At 64.1% G+C, this 17,414-nt stretch carries 19 protein-coding genes; 5 read left to right on the top strand and 14 right to left on the bottom strand.

Annotation, left to right across the window (positions count from 1 at the left end):
* The 11 genes from lipB to AC5QPF_RS04040 form a co-directional block, all read right to left on the bottom strand.
* Positions 1 to 648 carry a lipoyl(octanoyl) transferase LipB gene (lipB, locus tag AC5QPF_RS04090; protein WP_494962116.1) on the bottom strand — a complete coding sequence of 216 codons (648 nt, stop codon included), beginning with the start codon at positions 646 to 648 and terminating at the stop codon, positions 1 to 3.
* Positions 648 to 920: a DUF493 domain-containing protein gene (locus AC5QPF_RS04085; protein WP_494962115.1), complete on the bottom strand. Its 273-nt coding sequence runs from the start codon at positions 918 to 920 to the stop codon at positions 648 to 650. Before AC5QPF_RS04085 ends, lipB begins: the two co-directional genes overlap by 1 nt.
* 72 nt (positions 921 to 992) lie before the next feature.
* Entirely contained in the window at positions 993 to 2,153 is a 1,161-nt protein-coding gene (locus AC5QPF_RS04080) for a serine hydrolase (RefSeq protein ID WP_494962114.1), read from the bottom strand.
* 147 nt (positions 2,154 to 2,300) lie between these two features.
* The gene (locus tag AC5QPF_RS04075; RefSeq protein WP_494962113.1) at positions 2,301 to 3,299 is read right to left on the bottom strand and encodes a septal ring lytic transglycosylase RlpA family protein; all 999 of its coding nucleotides are present in this window, start codon (positions 3,297 to 3,299) and stop codon (positions 2,301 to 2,303) included.
* Positions 3,299 to 4,309, bottom strand: a complete 1,011-nt coding sequence (gene mltB, locus AC5QPF_RS04070) for a lytic murein transglycosylase B (protein WP_494962112.1) — start codon at positions 4,307 to 4,309, stop codon at positions 3,299 to 3,301. The genes AC5QPF_RS04075 and mltB overlap by 1 nt, the downstream gene beginning before the upstream one ends.
* Before the next feature lie 17 nt (positions 4,310 to 4,326).
* Positions 4,327 to 5,430 (bottom strand): rod shape-determining protein RodA, encoded by a 1,104-nt coding sequence (gene rodA / locus AC5QPF_RS04065; protein ID WP_494964125.1) that lies wholly within the window; start codon positions 5,428 to 5,430, stop codon positions 4,327 to 4,329.
* Positions 5,431 to 5,468: 38 nt separating this feature from the next.
* On the bottom strand, positions 5,469 to 7,364 hold the full coding sequence (gene mrdA, locus AC5QPF_RS04060; RefSeq protein WP_494962111.1) for a penicillin-binding protein 2: 1,896 nt from the start codon (positions 7,362 to 7,364) through the stop codon (positions 5,469 to 5,471).
* 17 nt (positions 7,365 to 7,381) lie between these two features.
* Entirely contained in the window at positions 7,382 to 7,849 is a 468-nt protein-coding gene (gene rlmH, locus AC5QPF_RS04055; RefSeq protein WP_042123718.1) for a 23S rRNA (pseudouridine(1915)-N(3))-methyltransferase RlmH, read from the bottom strand.
* Between the two features lie 10 nt (positions 7,850 to 7,859).
* Entirely contained in the window at positions 7,860 to 8,282 is a 423-nt protein-coding gene (rsfS, locus tag AC5QPF_RS04050) for a ribosome silencing factor (RefSeq protein WP_494962110.1), read from the bottom strand.
* Between the two features lie 51 nt (positions 8,283 to 8,333).
* A complete protein-coding gene (nadD, locus tag AC5QPF_RS04045) occupies positions 8,334 to 8,987 on the bottom strand; it encodes a nicotinate-nucleotide adenylyltransferase (RefSeq protein ID WP_494962109.1) in 654 nt (217 codons plus the stop codon).
* A 1-nt stretch (position 8,988) separates the two neighbouring features.
* A complete protein-coding gene (locus AC5QPF_RS04040) occupies positions 8,989 to 10,260 on the bottom strand; it encodes a glutamate-5-semialdehyde dehydrogenase (protein WP_494962108.1) in 1,272 nt (423 codons plus the stop codon).
* A 263-nt stretch (positions 10,261 to 10,523) separates the two neighbouring features.
* Here AC5QPF_RS04040 and AC5QPF_RS04035 point away from each other — a divergent pair, with 263 nt between their 5' ends.
* Together AC5QPF_RS04035 and AC5QPF_RS04030 are read left to right on the top strand one after the other, a co-directional pair.
* The gene (locus tag AC5QPF_RS04035) at positions 10,524 to 11,216 is read left to right on the top strand and encodes a DNA-3-methyladenine glycosylase (RefSeq protein WP_494962107.1); all 693 of its coding nucleotides are present in this window, start codon (positions 10,524 to 10,526) and stop codon (positions 11,214 to 11,216) included.
* Between the two features lie 4 nt (positions 11,217 to 11,220).
* Positions 11,221 to 12,537, top strand: a complete 1,317-nt coding sequence (locus AC5QPF_RS04030; RefSeq protein ID WP_494962106.1) for a VTT domain-containing protein — start codon at positions 11,221 to 11,223, stop codon at positions 12,535 to 12,537.
* A 3-nt stretch (positions 12,538 to 12,540) separates the two neighbouring features.
* On the opposite strand, the gene AC5QPF_RS04025 is transcribed toward AC5QPF_RS04030, so the two are convergent.
* Genes AC5QPF_RS04025 through AC5QPF_RS04015 form a run of 3 tightly spaced genes read right to left on the bottom strand, consistent with a single transcriptional unit; the run spans position 12,541 to position 14,216 of the window.
* Positions 12,541 to 13,131: an LON peptidase substrate-binding domain-containing protein gene (locus AC5QPF_RS04025; RefSeq protein WP_494962105.1), complete on the bottom strand. Its 591-nt coding sequence runs from the start codon at positions 13,129 to 13,131 to the stop codon at positions 12,541 to 12,543.
* A gap of 9 nt (positions 13,132 to 13,140) precedes the next feature.
* The gene (locus tag AC5QPF_RS04020) at positions 13,141 to 13,857 is read right to left on the bottom strand and encodes an LrgB family protein (protein ID WP_494962104.1); all 717 of its coding nucleotides are present in this window, start codon (positions 13,855 to 13,857) and stop codon (positions 13,141 to 13,143) included.
* Positions 13,854 to 14,216 carry a CidA/LrgA family protein gene (locus tag AC5QPF_RS04015; RefSeq protein ID WP_494962103.1) on the bottom strand — a complete coding sequence of 121 codons (363 nt, stop codon included), beginning with the start codon at positions 14,214 to 14,216 and terminating at the stop codon, positions 13,854 to 13,856. Before AC5QPF_RS04015 ends, AC5QPF_RS04020 begins: the two co-directional genes overlap by 4 nt.
* A 171-nt stretch (positions 14,217 to 14,387) precedes the next feature.
* Here AC5QPF_RS04015 and AC5QPF_RS04010 point away from each other — a divergent pair, with 171 nt between their 5' ends.
* From AC5QPF_RS04010 to AC5QPF_RS04000, 3 genes are all read left to right on the top strand, one after another.
* On the top strand, positions 14,388 to 14,843 hold the full coding sequence (locus AC5QPF_RS04010; protein ID WP_494962102.1) for a MaoC/PaaZ C-terminal domain-containing protein: 456 nt from the start codon (positions 14,388 to 14,390) through the stop codon (positions 14,841 to 14,843).
* Between the two features lie 89 nt (positions 14,844 to 14,932).
* On the top strand, positions 14,933 to 16,654 hold the full coding sequence (locus tag AC5QPF_RS04005) for a C13 family peptidase (RefSeq protein ID WP_494962101.1): 1,722 nt from the start codon (positions 14,933 to 14,935) through the stop codon (positions 16,652 to 16,654).
* A gap of 27 nt (positions 16,655 to 16,681) precedes the next feature.
* Positions 16,682 to 17,323: an NAD(P)H-binding protein gene (locus AC5QPF_RS04000; protein ID WP_494962100.1), complete on the top strand. Its 642-nt coding sequence runs from the start codon at positions 16,682 to 16,684 to the stop codon at positions 17,321 to 17,323.
* The last annotated feature ends 91 nt before the right edge of the window (positions 17,324 to 17,414 follow it).

The raw sequence follows: 17,414 nt of genomic DNA, 5'->3' as shown, positions 1-17,414 counted from the left end.
TCAGTCGATTCCGCCCGCAAGGGTCGTCTGCTCAGCATAATCGAGGTGCTTGACCAGCTGTCCGCGCAGCCTTGCCCTTACCTCGGGGAGTTCGATAGGCCCGGCCTGGTCGCGCAGCTGGGTCATGGCCAGCCCCGCATACCCGCAGGGGTTGATTCGGCGGAATGGCGCGAGGTCCATGTCCACATTGAGGGCAAGGCCGTGGAAGGAACAGCCGTTGCGAATCCGCAAGCCGAGGGAGGCGATCTTCGCCCCGTCGACATAGACGCCCGGAGCGTCGGGCTTGGCCGCCGCTTCCACACCGTAGCTGGCGAGCAACTCGACCAGCGCGCGCTCGATGCGCGTCACCAGATCGCGCACACCGAAACCCCGGCGGCGCACGTCCAGCATCAGGTAGGCCACCAGTTGGCCAGGGCCGTGGTAGGTCACCTGGCCGCCGCGGTCAGTCTGTACCACGGGGATGTCCCCCGGCACCAGCAGGTGCTCGGCCTTGCCGGCCTGCCCCTGGGTGAACACGGGAGGATGCTCCACCAGCCAGATCTCGTCGCCGTCGCCCGGCTTGCGCTGGTCGGTGAACCGACGCATCGCTTCGAGCACCGGTTCATAGGGCAGCAGGCCGAGGTCGCGGAAGCCGAGGATCGTGGACATCACAGCACCATGTGCACGAAACCGGTCGCGCGCAGGGCACTGTTGATATCGCGCAGCTGGTCTTCGCTGGTGGCTTCGATGTGCAGTTGCACGGTGGTGTACTTGCCGGTGCTGCTCTGGCGTTCGGCCAGGGTCTTCAGATCGACTTTGGCGTACTTGCCAAGGATCTCGACCACGGTGTCCCGGAAATTGACCACGGTATCGCCAATCACCTTGATGGCGTAGTCCGGGCAGGGAAATTCGATTTTTGGCGCTTTGACGTCATCGCTCATGGCGGAAACGGCCTCGTAAGCCGTGGCAGCAACAACGCCCCTGCGGATTGCAGGGGCGTGCAGGTCACGATATCAGTTGAACAAACCGTAGAAGAACAGGCGGATGCTATCCCACACCCGACGGAAGAAACCACCTTCCTCGACCGCGTCCAGCGCGATCAGATCTGCGCTGTGAACCACGTTGTCATCCAGTTTGACTTCGACTTTACCAATCACGTCACCTTTGGCGATCGGCGCCATCAGCTGCGGGTTCATGGTCATGCTTGCGGCCAGTTTCTTCAATTGGCCTTTAGGCAAAGTCATGGTCAGGTCTTCGGCCAGGCCGGCCTTGACCTGGCTGGTGGTGCCTTTCCATACAGGCGCCTGGGCCAACTCGGTGCCCTTCTGGTAGAAGGTCTGGGTTTCGAAGAAGCGGAAACCGTAGGTCAGCAGCTTCTGGGTCTCGGCGGCGCGGGACTGCTCGCTGTTGGTACCGAAGACCACCGCGATCAGGCGCATGCCGTCACGCACGGCGGACGACACCATGCAGTAGCCGGCTTCGTCGGTGTGGCCGGTCTTCAGACCGTCGACGGTCTTGTCACGCCACAGCAGCAGGTTGCGGTTGGGCTGCTTGATGTTGTTCCAGAAGAACTCCTTCTGCGAGTAGATCGCGTAGTGAGCAGGGTCTTCGTGGATGATCGCGCGGGCCAGCACGGCCATGTCGTGGGCCGAGGAGTAGTGCTCCGGGTTCGGCAGGCCGGTAGGGTTCATGAAGTGGCTGTTGCTCATGCCCAGGTCGCCGGCGGTCTTGTTCATCATGTCGGCGAAGGCGTCTTCGCTGCCGGCGATGTGCTCGGCCACAGCAACGCTGGCGTCGTTGCCGGACTGGATGATGATGCCGTGCAGCAGGTCGCTGACGCTGACCTGGGTACCGACCTTGATGAACATCCGCGAACCACCGGTACGCCAGGCGTTTTCACTGACGGTCACCGGATCGTTCTCGCCGATCTGGCCGCGACGGATTTCCAGGGTCGCGATGTAGGCGGTCATCAGCTTGGTCAGGCTCGCCGGCGGCAGACGCTGGTCGCCATTGTTCTCCACCAGGACGTTTCCGCTGGAGGCTTCCATGAGCACGTAGGACTTGGCTGCCAGTTGCGGCGGCGACGGCATCATCTGCTCCGCCGCGAAAGCGGAAGGAGCGATCAGCAGCGGAACGAGCAGGCAAAGGCGTTTGGCAAAGGTGGTGATGTTCATCCGTCTCTCGAAATGGCTAATGGGCTCATGCCCCAAAAGGGGGCAAAACTATAAGGCGTTGCGACATAAGGTCGCGCCTTCGAGCAAAACCGCCATTGTACATGGCTGTTCGGCCCGGTTGCATGACAAACCGACCAGTCCCCCCGGTCAGTCTGCCGTGACTACTTTGGCCTGTCCCAGATTGGCCAGGCGCACGCTGTCCTGCATTTGCTGGACTTCTCCCTGACTGCGGATCGGTCCCATGCGGACCCGGTGCAGGGTCTGCTGGTTGCGTACGATGGAACTGATGAAGACCGGCGCACTGACCATGCCGCTCAGTTTGGAGCGTAGCAACTCCGCGGCATCCGGGTTGGCGAATGCGCCGACCTGCAGATAGGTGCCGTTGGCGGTTGCCAGGGTGTTGCTGGCGACCTGCACCGGCAGAACCGCGGCGGCATGCTGCTGCGGCGGCGGCGTCCATTGTTCGACGGTGCCGGTACTGGCCGGAATCGCTCGGGTCTGCGCCACTTGCGGCTGATCGAGGACCAGCGGCGCCTGACGACCGCGCTGGGCCCACCATTGCTGCGGGTCGATGCCTTCGACGCGGACCCGCGCGGTGCCGGTCTCGGCATAGCCGAGCTTCTTCGCCGCAGCGTAAGACAGGTCGATGATGCGATCAGAATAGAACGGGCCGCGGTCGTTGACCCGCAGGATGACGCTGCGGTGGTTGTCCAGGTTGGTCACCTTGACGTAGGCCGGCAGCGGCAGGGTCTTGTGCGCCGCGCTCATGCCGTAGAGGTCATAGACCTCACCGTTGGCGGTGTTCTGCCCGTGGAATTTGGTGCCGTACCAGGACGCCGTGCCCTCGGCGACATAGTTGCGCGAGTCGGGCATCGGGTAGTAGGTCTTGCCCAGCACCGTATAGGGGTTGGCCTTGTAGGCGCCGGTATGCACGGTCGGGGTGGCGTCGGGGATCTTCGACACGTCGACGTCCCACCATGGCGCGCCGTCCTTGTGGGCCCGGTTGATGTCCAGACCCGGCTTGGAGCGGATGATGTTGCCACTGCCCTGGGAGGTGGGACGGCTGGAAGAACAGCTCACCAGCAGCGCGCCGACAACCATGCAGCTCAGCAGCTTGAGGGATGAAGCGGAAAACAGTACGCGCATTACCGGGCGCCCCTTGCCTGAACCAGCAGGTCGGAAAGTTGATGTACCGCCATGGCGTACATCACGCTGCGGTTGTAGCGAGTGATCGCGTAGAAGTTCTTCAGGCCCAGCCAGTATTCGGGACCGTTATCACCTTCAAGCCGGAAAGCGGTGACCGGCAGATCATCGCGCAACGCATCATGACTCGACCAGCCCAGCGCTCGCAACTCCCCGACCGTCTTTACCGGCTCGATGCCCGGGCTCAGTCCCTCGTCGACCCGCTCGCCGCGGACCATGGCACGGCTCACCACCGGCTCGCCGGCCACCCAGCCGTGACGTTTGAAGTAGCTGGCGACACTGCCGATGGCGTCATCGGGGTTGTTCCAGATATTGATGTGGCCGTCGCCGTCGAAATCCACGGCGTAGGCGCGAAAGCTGCTCGGCATGAACTGCGGCAGGCCCATGGCACCGGCGTAGGAGCCTTTCAGGGTCAGCGGGTCGACCTGCTCCTCGCGGGACAGCAAGAGGAACTCGCGCAGTTCTTTGCGGAAGAACGGTGCTCGCGGTGGATAGTCGAAGGCGAGGGTCGACAGCGCGTCGATCACCCGGTAGTTGCCGGTGTTGCGGCCGAAGAAGGTCTCGACGCCAATGATCGACACGATCACCTGGGCCGGAACCCCGTATTCCTGCTCGGCGCGGGCCAGGGTGGCCTCATGCTGGCGCCAGAAGTCGACGCCGCGGGCGACCCGGGCATCGGTGAGGAACATCGGACGGTATTCCTTCCACGGCTTGACCCGTTCCGCCGGGCGGGAAATCGCGTCGAGGATCGCCTGCTTGCGCTGTACCTCGCGGAACACGCCCATCAACTGTTCACCGGCAAAACCGTAGTCGCGGGTCATCTCGCCGACGAACTCGGCAACCTGCGGCGATCCTTCGTAGTCGCCGGCACTGGCCTGCTGCGCGCCACCCAGCAGACCGACAAGGCCCGCCAGCGGTACACAACGGGCCATCCAGCCCCGTATTGCTTGCATCAAGTAATTCACCTTGCTCAAACCTGCGCGATCCATTTGCGGTGGGTATGGATCGACATGAGAACGCCAAACGCTGACAGCAGCGTCACCAGCGAAGTTCCACCATAACTAATGAAGGGCAGCGGCACGCCCACCACGGGAAGCAGCCCGCTGACCATGCCGATATTGACGAATACGTAGACGAAGAAGGTCATGGTCAGGCTGCCGGCCAGCAACTTGCCAAACAGGGTCTGGGCCTGGGCGGTGATGACCAGGCCGCGACCGATCAGCAGCAGGTAGATCAACAGCAGCGCGCAAATACCTACCAGGCCGAACTCTTCGCCCATCACAGCGATGATGAAGTCGGTGTGGCTTTCCGGGAGGAAGTCCAGGTGCGACTGGGTACCCAGCAACCAGCCCTTGCCAAACACCCCGCCGGAGCCGATCGCAGCCTTCGACTGGATGATGTTCCAGCCGGTGCCCAACGGATCGCTTTCCGGATCGAGGAAGGTCAGTACCCGCTGTTTCTGGTAGTCGTGCATGACGAAAAACCACATCGCCACCGCCACCGGCACCGCCGCGGCGATCACGCTGAGGATCCAGCGCCAGCGCAGGCCGCCCATGAACAGGACGAAGGCCCCGGAGGCGAGAATCAGCAGCGCGGTGCCCAGGTCGGGCTGGCGGACGATGAGGATGAACGGCATGCCGATCAGGATCAGGCTGATCAGCACATGCTTGAGGTGCGGCGGCAGGGTGCGCTTGGACAGGTACCAGGCGATGGTCGCAGGCATGATGATCTTGAGGAATTCCGAGGGCTGAAAGCGGATCACCCCGGGAATGTTGATCCAGCGCGTCGCGCCCATGGCGTTGTGGCCCATGATGTCCACCACCACCAGCAGCATCACCCCGACCACATAGGCCAGCGGCACCCAGCGGGCCATGAAGCGCGGCTCCAGTTGAGCGATGACGAACATCGAGACCAGGCCGATACCGAACGACGAGGCTTGCTTGAGCAGCAGGTCCCAGTTCTTGCCACTGGCCGAATAGAGGACGAACAGGCTGCCAGCCGCCAGGGTCAGCAGAAGGATCAGCAGGGGACCGTCGATATGGATGCGCTGCAGGAAGCTGGCGCGGCGGCGCATCACGTCCTCGCTGGAGAGCATGCGGTCGAAATTACTCTTCACTGGACCGATTCCTGGGCAACGGTGTCAACGGGGGCAACGCTTTCGGACTTGAGGCGACCATTCTCGTCGAGCAGCCAGGCGTCCATCACCTGACGCAGCACCGGCGCGGCCACGCCGGAACCGGACTCGCCGTTCTCGACCATGACCGAAATCACGATGCGCGGATCCTCCGCCGGAGCGAAGCCGACGAACAGAGCGTGGTCGCGGTGGCGCTCCTGAACCTTGTTACGGTCGTACTTTTCACCCTGCTTGATCGCCACGACCTGAGCCGTACCGCTCTTGCCGGCGATGCGGTACTGGGCGCCGATGGCGGCCTTGCGCGCGGTACCGCGGGCGCCCTGCATCACCTGCTCCATGCCGTGGGTGACCTTGGCCCAGTCGGACTTGTCACGCAGGACGATATCTTCCATCGGGTTCGGATCCACCGGCGGCTGGCCTTCGATCGTCTTGGCCAGGTGCGGACGATTCCACTTGCCCTTGGCCGCGATCAGCGCGGTAGCCTGGGCCAGTTGCAGCGGCGTGGCCTGCATGTAGCCCTGACCAATGCCGAGGATCAGGGTTTCGCCCGGGAACCAGGCCTGGCGCCGGGTGGCGCGCTTCCACTCGCGGGACGGCATCAGGCCGGGCGACTCCTCGAACATGTCGAGGGCGACTTTCTGCCCGATACCGAAGCGGTTCATGTAGCTGGACAGGCGGTCGATGCCCATCTTGTGCGCAAGATCGTAGAAATAGGTGTCGTTGGACCGCATGATCGCCGTGTCGAGGTCGACCCAACCGTCACCGGTGCGGTTCCAGTTGCGGTACTTGTGGTCGTAGTTGGGCAACTGGTAGTAGCCCGGGTCGAACACCCGCGTCGAAGCGTTCACCACCTGGGAATCAAGGCCGGCAATGGCCACCGCCGGCTTGATGGTCGAACCCGGCGGGTAGAGGCCACGCAGTACGCGGTTGAACAGTGGCCGGTCGATGGAGTCGCGCAGTTCGGCGTAGGCCTTGAAGCTGATGCCAGTGACGAACAGGTTGGGGTCGAAGCTCGGCTGGCTGACCATCGCCAGGACTTCGCCGGTGCGCGGGTCGAGGGCGACGATGGCGCCACGGCGCCCGCCCAGGGCCTGCTCGGCAGCTTCCTGAAGCTTGATGTCGAGACTCAGGACAATGTCCTTGCCGGGAATCGGGTCGGTGCGCTTGAGCACCCGCAGCACGCGGCCGCGAGCGTTGGTCTCGACCTCCTCGTAGCCCACCTGGCCATGCAGCTCTGGCTCGTAGAAACGCTCGATGCCGGTCTTGCCGATATGGTGGGTACCGCTGTAGTTGACCGGATCGAGGGTCTTCAGCTCTTTCTCGTTGATCCGTCCGACATAGCCAACCGAATGGGCGAAATGCGGTCCCTGTGGATAATGCCGCACCAACTGCGCCACCACTTCCACCCCGGGCAGGCGGAACTGGTTCACCGCAACCCGGGCGATCTGTTCCTCGGTCAGCTCGAACAGGATCGGCACTGGCTCGAACGGCCGGCGCCCCTGCTTCATGCGCTTCTCGAACAACGCGCGATCATCCGGGGTCAGTTCCAGCACCTCGACGATCACATCGAGCACCTGCTGCCAGTCGCCAGAGCGCTCGCGAGTCATGCTCAGGCTGAAGCTGGGCCGGTTGTCGGCGATGATCACGCCGTTGCGGTCGAAGATCAGGCCACGGGTCGGCGGAATCGGCTGCACGTGCACCCGATTGTTCTCCGAAAGCGTGGAGTGATACTCGTACTGGATCACCTGCAGGTAGTACAGGCGGGCGATCAGCACGCAGATGAGCAAGAGGATCGCCACTGCACCGACCACGACGCGGCTACGCACCAGGCGGGCGTCTTTCTCGTGGTCCTTGAGGCGGATCGGCTGCGACATTGAAAGGGCTTACAGGCTTATTTGTGATAAGGGTGCCCGGACAACACGGTCCAGGCGCGATAAATCTGTTCGCCAATCAGTATCCGTACCAGGGGGTGCGGCAGGGTCAGCGGCGACAGCGACCAGCGCTGCTCGCTGCGCGCGCAGACCTCTGGCGCCAGCCCTTCCGGGCCGCCGACCATGAGATTGACCGTGCGCGAATCCAGCCGCCAGCGGTCCAGTTCGACCGCCAGTTGCTCGGTGCTCCAGGGCTTGCCATGGACCTCCAGGGTAACGATCCGTTCCCCAGGCTGGACTTTCGCCAGCATGGCCTCGCCCTCCTGACGGATCAGGCGAGCGACATCGGCGTTCTTGCCCCGGGTGTTGAGCGGGATTTCCACCAGTTCCAGGGACAGCTCCGCCGGCAGGCGCTTGGCATATTCATGCCAGCCTTCCTCGACCCACTTGGGCATGCGCGAGCCGACCGCGATCAGACGCAGACGCACGACGCTACCCTCAGTCCATGTCCTTGTTGAGCTTGGCGAAATGCTCGTGGGTGTTTTCCGGGCTGTGGTGCTTGCCATCGGCGGCACGGCTCTGCTCGGCACCCAGCCACAGGCGCTCCAGATCGTAGAACTGGCGGGCAGCGGCGGTCATCATGTGCACGATGACGTCGTTCAGGTCGAGAAGGACCCAGTCGCTGTCGCCCTTGCCTTCCTCGCCCAGCGGCATCACGCCCTTCTGCTTGACGATCTCGCGCACCTTTTCGGCCATCGCGTTGATCTGCCGGTTGGAAGTACCGGTGGCGATGATCATGTAGTCGGTCAGGCTGTGCTTGTCGCGCACGTCGATGACCTGGATGTCCTGGGCCTTGACTTCTTCCAGGGCCGACTTGGCCAGCTGGACCAGCTCTTCGCCGGTGATGTTTTGCTTGGTCATAAGAAACTCGTTTCAACTCATTGAAAGCGGCGCCCGCAGGCGCCTGCCGTTCTACGCACGATACAGACCGTGCGTCTCGATATAGGCCAGTACTGCGTCCGGCACCAGGAACCGCACCGACTTGCCGCTGGCCAGCAGCTGCCGGATCTGCGTGGCGGACACCGATAGCGGTGTCTGCCACACGAACGAAATGTTCCCCGCCGGGCCGGACATGGCGGTGGGATCGCTCTCCGAGCGCGCAGCCAGCAGGTTGCGCAACTCGTCTGGGGGTTCGACATCGGCATCCGGGCGTTGCAGCACCAGGATGTGACAGTGTTTCAGCAACTCTTCCCAGCGATGCCAGCCGGGCAACCCGCAGAAGGCATCCCAGCCCATCAGCAGGAACAACTGGTCGCTGGCGCCCAGTTCGGCGCGCAGCGACTCCAGGGTATCGATGGTGTACGACGGCTTGTCGCGGGCCAGCTCGCGGTCATCCACGCTCAGCCGTTCGACGCCGTCCACCGCGCAGCGGACCATGGCCAGGCGATCCTGTGCCGCCACCTGCGGGGTATCGCGGTGTGGCGGGCGGGCGTTGGGCAGCAGGCGCAGCTCGTCGAGTCCCATGAACTCGGACACCTCCAGCGCACTGCGCAGGTGACCGATGTGCACGGGGTCGAACGTGCCGCCAAGAATGCCGATCCGCCGGATCGCCGGGGCCTTGCTCAACTCAGCAGGACTCCTGTCCACGCAACTGGCCGTCGCCGACGACCACGTATTTCTCGCAGGTCAGGCCTTCCAGACCGACCGGGCCGCGGGCATGCAGCTTGTCGGTGGAGATGCCGATTTCCGCGCCCAGACCGTACTCGAAGCCATCGGCGAAGCAGGTCGGAGTGTTGATCATCACCGACGCCGAGTCCACTTCGGCGACGAAGCGCCGGGCCAGGCCCTGGTGCTCGGTGACGATGGAGTCGGTGTGGTGCGAACCGTAGTGGTTGATATGCTCGATCGCCGCGTCGACGCCGTCGACGATGCGGATCGACAGGATCGCCGCCAGGTACTCGGTGTGCCAGTCGTCCTCGGTGGCCGGGGCCGCGTCGATAATCATGCGGGTGCGTTCGCAACCGCGCAGTTCGACACCTTTTTCCCGGAATTGGCGGGCCATTTCCGGGAGGAACTCGGCGGCGACGCTGGAATCCACCAGCAGCGTTTCCATGGCGCCACAGATACCGTAGCGGTAGGTCTTGGCGTTGAAGGCGATGCGACGGGCCTTGTCCAGCTCGGCATGCTCGCCGACGTAGACATGGCAGATGCCGTCCAGGTGCTTGATCACCGGCACTCGTGCATCACGGCTGATGCGCTCGATCAGGCCCTTGCCACCACGCGGAACGATGACGTCGACGAACTCCGGCATGCTGATCAGCGCGCCCACGGCTTCGCGATCGGTGACTTCCACGACCTGGACCACCGACGCCGGCAGGCCGGCTTCGGCCAGGCCGCGCTGGATGCACACGGCGATGGCACGGTTGGAGTGGATGGCCTCGGAGCCGCCACGCAGGATGGTGGCGTTGCCCGACTTCAGGCACAGGCTGGCTGCGTCGATGGTCACGTTCGGCCGCGACTCGTAGATGATCCCGATCACGCCCAGCGGCACGCGCATCTTGCCGACCTGGATGCCCGACGGCCGGTAGCTCATGTCGCGGATCGCGCCCACCGGGTCCGGGAGACTGGCGACCTGACGCAGGCCGACGATCATGCCGTCGATGCGTGCCGGGGTCAGGGCCAGGCGATCGAGCATGGCCGGTTCCAGGCCATTGGCCCGGCCGGCGGCCAGGTCCAGCTCGTTGGCGGCAGACAGTTCGGCGCGAGCGGCGTCCAGCGCGTCGGCAGCAGCGTGCAGCGCGCGGTTCTTCTGCGCGGTGCTGGCACGGCCGATGACGCGGGAAGCCTCGCGTGCGGCGCGACCCAGGCGGGTCATGTAGTCAAGAACGGACTCAGTCATGGGGCTCAGTGTCTTGGCGGAGGGGAAAATCGGATGAGTATAACTGTCACAGGGTTATACGCCCAGCGGTGACAGTCGGATGGTAGGCCTGTCCGAGCGACGCGGCCCCTGTGGGAGCGGGTTCACCCGCGATTGCGGTAGTGAATTCACCGACGCCATCGCGGGTGAACCTGCTCCCACAAGGCTCCCGGCCAGCCGTTCAGCTTCGGTAAAGTTGGAAATTGCTATCATCCCGGAATCCTTTCCCGATTCCAGAAACCTCGATGCCGCAACCCGCCCCTTGCCCCACCCGGGCCTTGCCCGACGCTTTCTTCGACCGCGACGCCCAGGTCCTGGCCCGGGACCTGCTGGGCAAGATCATCCGCCATCGCCATGGGCCGTACTGGCTGTCGGCCCGGATCATCGAGACCGAGGCCTACTACCTCGAAGAAAAGGGCAGCCATGCCTCACTCGGTTACACCGAGAAACGAAAAGCCCTGTTTCTCGATGGTGGCCACATCTACATGTACTACGCCCGCGGCGGCGATTCGCTGAACTTCAGCGCCCAGGGCCCCGGCAACGCCGTGCTGATCAAGTCTGCCTTCCCCTGGGTGGACGCTGTTTCCGACCACAACTGCCTGGCGCAAATGCAATTGAACAACCCCGACGCCAGCGGCCAGGCCCGCCCGCCGGAACGCCTGTGCGCCGGGCAGACCCTGCTGTGCAAGGCCCTGGGCCTGAAAGTACCGAACTGGGATGCGAAGCGCTTCGACCCCGACCAGTTGTTCGTCGAAGATTGCGGAATCATCGTGCAACACATTATCCAGGCCAGTCGGCTGGGCATTCCCAAGGGCCGCGACGAACATCTGCCGCTGCGCTTCATCGATGCCGAGTACGCCCGCCACTGCACGCGGAACCCGCTGCGCCGTGGCCAGGTCGAAGGCCGCGATTTCACTGTTCTTACACAAGGAAACTGACACGATGGGCCCATGGCTCGACAGCCTGACCGGCTGGCTCACCGCGAACCCGCAATGGCTGGGTTTGGCGATATTTCTGGTGGCCTGCGTGGAGTGCCTGGCCATCGCCGGGATCATCGTACCCGGCACCGTGCTGCTGTTCGCCGTCGCCGTGCTGGCCGGCAGTGGCGCCCTGTCTCTGCACGAAACCCTGCTGCTGGGTTTCCTCGGCGGGATTCTCGGTGATGCGCTGTCCTACACCCTGGGCAAGCGCTTCCACCAGAACATCCGCCGCCTGCCGCTACTGCGTAGCCACCCGGAATGGATTGGCAGCGCGGAAACCTACTTCCAGCGATACGGCATCGCCAGCCTGCTGGTCGGCCGCTTCATCGGGCCGCTGCGGCCTATGCTGCCGATGGTCGCCGGCATGTTCGACATGCCGCTGCCGCGCTTCATCGCCGTCAGCCTGGTCGCCGGCGCTGGCTGGTCAGTGGCCTACCTCCTTCCCGGCTGGGCCACCGGCGCCGCCATGCGCCTGCCCTTGCCGGAAGGTTTCTGGCCCCAGGCGGGCGTGGTCGCGGCAGGCCTGGCCATCCTCGTGGGCGTGAGCATCAACTGCGCCCTGCGCGCCCAGCCCCGCGGCACCCGCTGGATCGCCGCGGTGGGTCTGGTGATGCTGGCCGCGATCTTCATCGGCTGGCCGTACCTGAACCACTTCGACCAGGGCTTGATGACCCTGATCCAGGAACACCGCAGCAACTGGCTGGACGGCACCATGGTGCTGATCACCCGCATGGGCGACTTCCGAACCCAGTTCATCGTGGCGGCCGTGCTGGTGCTCCTGCTTTTGCTTGCGCGGCAGTGGCGCCCGGCATTCTTCGCCGCTGCCACCCTGGGCGGCACCGCGCTTGGCAACGCCACCCTGAAGGCGTTCTTCGCTCGTGCCCGTCCGGAGGTCCTGACCGACCCACTGACCAGCTACAGCATGCCCAGTGGCCACAGCTCGGCCTCGTTCGCCTTCTTCCTGACCCTGGCGGTACTGGCCGGACGCAGCCAGCCGCCCCGCATGCGCCTGACCTGGATCCTGCTTGGCTGCCTGCCGGCCCTGGCGATCGCCACCTCGCGGGTCTACCTGGGTGCGCACTGGCCAACCGACATCCTCGCCGGTGGCCTGCTGGCCTGCTGTGTCTGCGCGATCAGCCTCACCGCGATCCAGTACCGCGAGCCACTGAACGCCATGCCGCTGCGGGTCTGGTGGCTGATCCTGCCAGCCGCCGTCGGCGTGCTGGGCTTCTTCGCCCTTCACGCACTACCGCACGCCCTGCTGCGTTATCAGTACTGAGGATCAGGCGAAGAGTTCGCCCTGAATGCGATCCAGCAACGCCTGGATCGCCACAAGGCGCTGGGTGGGAGAGTCGATGGCCAGCAGCCTGAGCTTGTCCTGGTCATCGAAAGGCAGGAGGTAGGCCAACTGGTTGGCCAAGGATTGCTTGCCGGTGACCCGACTGGCCATGTCCAGCCCTGACACCATCGGGTGCTCGGCCAGGGCCAGCAACAACGCCAGCAGGTCGTCGTCCTCTTCGTCCAGGGGCTGGTCGGCCTGCTCATCGAGCCAGCGCACGTCAGCCACCAGCAGGTTGTCCTTGCGTACCTCGAACTCGTCGACCATGAAGCGCCGCTCACCCTTCACGCGAATGCCCAGCAGGCCGTTGTCCTGCTGCTGGAAATCCTCGATCAGCGCCTGGCAGCCGATGCCGGCGAAAGACTCGGGTGCCTTGCCGACCTGCTCGCCCTCGATGATGCACACCACGCCAAAACCGCCGCCCTGCTTCATGCAGCGACCGATCATGTCCAGGTATCGCGCCTCGAATATCTGCAAATCCAGGTTGCAGCCGGGAAACAGCACGGTATTCAGGGTGAACAAGGGCAAACTCATTGAGGCTCCTCAAGCTACCAGGCTGACCGCCAGCGGCAGGAATACCGCAGTGGCCACGCCCATCAGGCTCATCGCCAGGGCCGCGAAAGCCCCGCACTCTTCACTTTCCTGCAAGGCCACCGATGTGCCCACCGCGTGGGCGGTGAGACCGAGTGCCATGCCCCGGGCCTCGGGGCTGCGCACGCCGAGACGGGTGAGCAGCGCCGGACCGAAGATCGCGCCGATGACCCCGGTGATCAGTACGAACACTGCGGCCAGGGCTGCAACACCACCGATCTGCTCGGCCACCAGCATGGCGATCGGTGAAGTCACCGACTTCGGCGCCAGGGTCATCAGGATCATGTGCTCGGCACCGAACCACCAGCCCAGCAGCAGGCAGATGCCCGTGGCGAACACGCCTCCGACTACCAGCGTAGTAAAAGTCGGCCAGAACAGTTGGCGGATACGCCGCAGGTTGAGATAGAGCGGTACGGCCAAGGCCACGGTGGCCGGGCCAAGGAGGATGTTCATGATTTCCGTGCTCTTGCGGTACTCGACGTAGGTCAGGCCGCAGCTCAGCAACACGCCGACCACCAGCAGCATGGAAACGAGCACCGGCTGCAGGAAGATCCAGCGAGTCTTTTCGTAAGCGGCGATGGCGAGCTGGTAGGCCGCCAGGGTGATGCCGATGCCAAACAGCGGATGATGGACCACCGCCTGGGTCGCGCCTTGCCAATCGAGCATCATGGCTGCTCCTTGTGGTGCTTGCCGCGGTTGATCATCTTCTGCATCAGCACGCCGCAGAAGGCCATGGCCAGCAACAGCGACAGCACCAGGGCACCGGCGATGGCCCAGAAGTCGGCGACGATATCGGCGGCATAGACCATCACCCCCACCGCCGGCGGTACCAGCAGCAACGGCAGATAGCGCAACAGGCTGGCCGACGCCTCGCTCAGCGGCGCGCCGACTTCGCCACGCACCATCAGGAAGATCAGCAACAACACCAGACCGATGATCGGACCGGGCAGGATGGGCACCAGCAGGTGATTGATCGCCGTTCCAAGCAACTGGAACAGCACGAGCCACGTCAAACCGCGCAACAACATCGCAAACCTCCCCTCGGACCTGGCGGCCATTATAAGCACGCTATCGAGTGCCCTATACCCCGACATTCGCCCGGACGATAGGGGCTTGACCGAGCCATCAGTGCGTGCTGATCTTAAGCATTCGTATCTTCGTTGGTCACAAAAAACTCAAGGACAGTCAGGAGAGTCGCGATGCCCTATGTACCCGTTGCAGAGCTGTCGCAGTACGTTGGAAAGGAACTGGGACGTTCCGAATGGCTGAAGATCGATCAAGAGCGCATCAACCTGTTCGCCGAGGCTACCGGCGACTTCCAGTTCATCCATGTGGACCCGGCGAAGGCGGCAAAAACGCCATTTGGCAGCACGATCGCCCACGGTTTCCTGACCCTTTCGCTGATTCCCAAGCTCATGGAGGACATCCTGGTTCTGCCCCAGGGCCTGAAGATGGTGGTCAACTACGGCCTGGACAGCGTGCGCTTCATCCAGCCGGTGAAGGTCGATTCGCAGGTGCGCCTGGCAGTCAGCCTTACTGAGGTCACCGAGAAGAAACCCGGCCAATGGCTGCTCAAGGCCACCGCCACCCTGGAAATCGAGGGAGAGGACAAGCCGGCGTACATCGCCGAGCCACTGTCCCTGGCCTTCGTCTGACCCGCGCCTGACCGAAACGGCCTATGGGCCGTTTCACCCTCACCTACGTTGTACGTCATACTCGGGGCTTCACTCGTCCGGACCCCGTCATGCGCCCACTCGCTCCAATTGCCTTGGCTCTCCTGCTCGCCGCCTGTGGCGACGGCGAATCGCTGTCGCCTCCCGATGCCCGCCTGCCGGATGGCGGACGCTATCGAGGCGAGGTAGTGGATGGCCTGCTGCAGGGCGAGGGACGCATCGACTACCCCAACGGCAGCTGGTACGCCGGCCACTTCAAGGATGGTCAGTGGGAGGGCCAGGGCGAATGGCACGGCAGCAATGGCGAGGTCTATAGCGGCCAGTTCCAGCAAGGCCTGTTCCACGGCCAGGGCAAGCTGACCACCCCCACCAGCAGTTACAACGGAGGCTTCAAACTGGGCCGGCGCGATGGCGAAGGCACCCTGCGCGATGGTGGCGGGCACTACCGCGGCCAGTTCAAGGACGACCAGTACAGCGGCGCCGGGCAACTTGTGCTGGAAGACGGCAGCCAGTACCAGGGCCAGTTCGCCAAGGGCAAACCCAATGGCGAAGGCGTGCGCAGCGATACCAGCGGCAACCAGTTCAGCGGCAAGTTCGTCGACGGCGAACTGAACGGCACCGGGACTTTCAGCAGCGCCGAGGGTGACCAGTACATCGGCGAATTCAAGGCCAATCACCTGGAAGGTCGAGGCCGCTATGAAAACGCCGACGGCGACGTGTGGATCGGCGAATTCAAGGACGGCTCGCTCAGTGGCCCCGGCGAGCTGTTCGCCGTGGATGGCGGCCACTACAAGGGCGGTTTCCACGAATGGCGCTTTGCCGGCAAGGGCCGCCTGCAACTGGCGGACGGCAGCGTCTACACCGGTGGCTTCGAGAACGACGCCTACCAGGGCAGCGGGCGCCTGGTGCTGGCCGATGGCAAGGTCGAGGCCGGGCACTGGATCAACGGCCTGCGGGTACGTGACGACCAGGGCCACCTGCTCCCGGATCCGCTGGAAGAAGCCCTGCTCAACCAGGGCGCGCTGCTGGAACAGGAACTCGCCAAGGTCCCCGCCTCAAGCCCCGAGATCGAACTGTACAGCCTGACCCTGGCCGGCGACGGCAACCAGAGCGTGTTCCTGCGCGAAGCCGACTACGTCAGCGACATGCTCAAGACCCGCTTCGGTGCCATTGGCCAGGTCACCCTGGTCAACCACCGCGACCACCTCGCCGATCGCGCCATGGCCACCCGCGAGAACCTGGCCCGCGCCGCCCGGCGGCTGGCCGAGCGCAGCGGCCCGGAAGACCTGGTGTTCATCTACCTGACCAGTCACGGCAGCCACGAGCACGAACTGGTGCTGGACCAGCCGCGCCTGCAACTGGCCGACCTGCCCGCCGACGAACTGGCCGCCGCCCTCGCCCCACTCAAGGAGCGCGACAAAGTGATCGTCATCTCGGCCTGCTATTCCGGTGGCTATATCGACTCGCTCAAAGACGAACGCACCCTGGTCATGACCGCTTCGCGGGCCGACCGGGTGTCCTTCGGCTGCTCCGAGGAAGCGGACTTCACCTATTTCGGCGATGCCCTGTTCGCCCAGGCGCTGAACCAGACCGATGACCTGCAACAGGCCTTCGAACTTGCCCGCGCCCATGTGGCCCAACGGGAACAGGCCGAGGATTTCGAGGCCTCCGACCCCCAGATCTGGGCACCGAAGGGCGTACTGGCGCATTGGCAGAAACTGCGCCAGCAACAAGCCAGGAAAGCACTGCACAGCACCGCTGCGCTTGAGGAAAAAAGCGCCACCAGCCACTAAGCTGATGTGTATCAAGGGAGAAACAATATGTACTTGACGCCGCAGCACATTCTGCTTGCCGGAGCCACCGGCCTCACTGGCGAACATCTGCTCGACCGCCTGCTCAGCGAGCCGACCATCAGTCGCGTCCTCGCTCCCACCCGTCGGCCCTTGGCAGAGCATCCGCACCTGGAGAATCCGGTCGGCGACCCGGCGGTATTTCTCCCGCGACTGAGCGGCCGGGTGGACATCGCCTTTTGCTGCCTCGGTACCACGATCAAGCAGGCCGGCTCGGAAAATGCCTTCCGGGCGGTGGACCTGGACATGGTCGTGGCGTTCAGCAAGCGTGCCCGGGAGATGGGCGCTCGGCACTTGCTGGTGGTCAGCGCGATCGGTGCCGATCCCAAGTCTTCAGTGTTCTACAACCGGGTCAAGGGCGAGATGGAAGAGGCGTTGAAGGCTCAGGACTGGCCGCAGTTGACCATCGCACGGCCGTCGCTACTGCTGGGCGAGCGCTCCGAGCCGCGCCTGGCGGAGAAGATGGCAGGGAGTCTGTCGAAGCTGATCCCGGGCAAGTACCACGGAATCGAGGCCTGCCAGCTGGCCAGGGCGCTTTGGCGGTTGGCGCTGGAGGAACAGGATGGGATTCGGATCGTCGAGTCCGATGAACTGCGCAAGTTGGGTAAATGAACGCGGACCCTGTGGGAGCGGGTTCACCCGCGATTACGGTGATGGATTCACCGAAGCTATCGAGGGTAAACCCGCTCCCACAGGATTAGCG

It is taken from the genome of Pseudomonas sp. Con_6 (genome assembly GCF_059379395.1).
This window is presented reverse-complemented; position numbering and strand designations above follow the sequence as displayed.

Bases quoted from the DNA above. Each gene is read 5' to 3' on its own strand.
- lipB (WP_494962116.1), bottom strand. From the start codon at position 648: ATGTCCACGATCCTCGGCTTCCGCGACCTCGGCCTGCTGCCCTATGAA.
- AC5QPF_RS04085 (WP_494962115.1), bottom strand. From the start codon at position 920: ATGAGCGATGACGTCAAAGCGCCAAAAATCGAATTTCCCTGCCCGGAC.
- AC5QPF_RS04080 (WP_494962114.1), bottom strand. From the start codon at position 2,153: ATGAACATCACCACCTTTGCCAAACGCCTTTGCCTGCTCGTTCCGCTG.
- AC5QPF_RS04075 (WP_494962113.1), bottom strand. From the start codon at position 3,299: ATGCGCGTACTGTTTTCCGCTTCATCCCTCAAGCTGCTGAGCTGCATG.
- mltB (WP_494962112.1), bottom strand. From the start codon at position 4,309: ATGCAAGCAATACGGGGCTGGATGGCCCGTTGTGTACCGCTGGCGGGC.
- rodA (WP_494964125.1), bottom strand. From the start codon at position 5,430: ATGCGCCGCCGCGCCAGCTTCCTGCAGCGCATCCATATCGACGGTCCC.
- mrdA (WP_494962111.1), bottom strand. From the start codon at position 7,364: ATGTCGCAGCCGATCCGCCTCAAGGACCACGAGAAAGACGCCCGCCTG.
- rsfS (WP_494962110.1), bottom strand. From the start codon at position 8,282: ATGACCAAGCAAAACATCACCGGCGAAGAGCTGGTCCAGCTGGCCAAG.
- AC5QPF_RS04040 (WP_494962108.1), bottom strand. From the start codon at position 10,260: ATGACTGAGTCCGTTCTTGACTACATGACCCGCCTGGGTCGCGCCGCA.
- AC5QPF_RS04035 (WP_494962107.1), top strand. From the start codon at position 10,524: ATGCCGCAACCCGCCCCTTGCCCCACCCGGGCCTTGCCCGACGCTTTC.
- AC5QPF_RS04030 (WP_494962106.1), top strand. From the start codon at position 11,221: ATGGGCCCATGGCTCGACAGCCTGACCGGCTGGCTCACCGCGAACCCG.
- AC5QPF_RS04025 (WP_494962105.1), bottom strand. From the start codon at position 13,131: ATGAGTTTGCCCTTGTTCACCCTGAATACCGTGCTGTTTCCCGGCTGC.
- AC5QPF_RS04020 (WP_494962104.1), bottom strand. From the start codon at position 13,857: ATGATGCTCGATTGGCAAGGCGCGACCCAGGCGGTGGTCCATCATCCG.
- AC5QPF_RS04015 (WP_494962103.1), bottom strand. From the start codon at position 14,216: ATGTTGTTGCGCGGTTTGACGTGGCTCGTGCTGTTCCAGTTGCTTGGA.
- AC5QPF_RS04010 (WP_494962102.1), top strand. From the start codon at position 14,388: ATGCCCTATGTACCCGTTGCAGAGCTGTCGCAGTACGTTGGAAAGGAA.
- AC5QPF_RS04005 (WP_494962101.1), top strand. From the start codon at position 14,933: ATGCGCCCACTCGCTCCAATTGCCTTGGCTCTCCTGCTCGCCGCCTGT.
- AC5QPF_RS04000 (WP_494962100.1), top strand. From the start codon at position 16,682: ATGTACTTGACGCCGCAGCACATTCTGCTTGCCGGAGCCACCGGCCTC.